The sequence below is a fragment of the Oleiphilus sp. HI0079 genome (genome assembly GCF_001635105.1).
In genome coordinates this window covers 1-713 of the sequence record NZ_LWFT01000045.1, presented here as the reverse complement: position 1 = coordinate 713, position 713 = coordinate 1, and the positions used below count along the sequence as shown (strand labels likewise).

The window sequence follows — 713 nt, the reverse complement described above, 5'->3', positions numbered from 1 at the left end:
GCATTTCGCCCCAGAGCAGCACATTAACCTTGTGCACAACTTAATGACCAGCATGATGGAGGCTGCGTAATGAGCAAGCATCGATTCACACTCTCAAACAATCCTGAAGCCGAAAAGTGTATTTCTGGGTTGCTAGATCAAATCGCTAAGGTGGTCCAAAAAAACATCGCCGATCACAAGCTGCGCAGCCTTATTCTTCTCGGCGGCTATGGCAAAGGTGAAGGTGGCGTGAGCGTGGTTGGCAACAGCTATAAGCCCCATAACAACTTCGACCTTCTTTTGGTCACCCAACATTTGAGCAAGACAAAGCAAGAACGTGTCAACGAAGCACTGTCACAGCAGCTACAAGCTTTGGCAGGCAAGCTTGATATTGGAATCGATCTCTCGTTGATCGATCAGTGGAAACTCAAAAATATGCCGACGCGGGTCCTCTGGTACGACATGATGGAGGGCCATAGAACACTGCTAGGCGACGCCAAATTCGTGCCGTCTATCAAGCATAAACAGCGGGACATTCCAGCGTGGGATATGCGCAACCTCATGGTTAATCGAGGCTCTCTATTGCTCCTTAACCAAATTTGTTTGCAAAACGAGGAACGGTCTCAGGAACTGGATCGACTGATCATAAAACATGCGATGAAAGCCATTATTGGCTATGGCGATGCGCTGCTCTACTCTTTGGATGAGTATCACTGGTCGTATCGTGAAAAACA

General features: G+C 48.0%; 1 protein-coding gene. It reads left to right on the top strand.

Going from position 1 to position 713, the window contains the following annotated elements:
- Positions 1 to 69: 69 nt before the first annotated feature.
- On the top strand, positions 70 to 713 hold a 644-nt coding region (locus A3750_RS00775), incomplete at its 3' end, for a hypothetical protein (RefSeq protein WP_197474771.1).